This window comes from Desulfovibrio sp. 1188_IL3213, assembly GCF_036763145.1.
Lineage (GTDB): Bacteria > Desulfobacterota > Desulfovibrionia > Desulfovibrionales > Desulfovibrionaceae > Desulfovibrio.
The window spans coordinates 1-373 of the sequence record NZ_JBAIYR010000722.1; the positions used below are offsets into that span (position 1 = coordinate 1).

Consider the following 373-nt stretch of genomic DNA (forward strand, 5'->3'; position numbering starts at 1 on the left):
TCAACCAAACCAGGGGGCTGCTCGCCGAGTATGGTATCGTTATCCGGCAAGGTATTTGTGCCGTTCGCACCCAACTGCCAGCGCTCATCGCAGACGAGGAAAACGACCTCTCTACCCTTATGCGCCGAAATTTGGCTTCGCTTTATGAAGCCCTGTGTTTTCTCGATGAGCGGATCCTTGAACAGGACAAGATGCTTAAGGCCGTGGCCAAAGAAAATGAAGCTTGTCAACGCCTGATGCAGGTGCCTGGCATCGGTATCATGACCGCCACTATCCTGCTGACTATTGCCGGTGTGGCCTCGAATTTCAAAAATGGCAGGGAATTTGCCGCATTTCTGGGGCTTGTACCGCGTCAAAACTCCACCGGAGGCAA

General features: G+C 53.1%; 1 protein-coding gene. It reads left to right on the top strand.

Annotation, left to right across the window (positions count from 1 at the left end; genetic code table 11):
• The coding region (locus V6C16_RS14740; protein ID WP_333543628.1) for a transposase at positions 1-373 on the top strand (373 nt) is incomplete at both ends.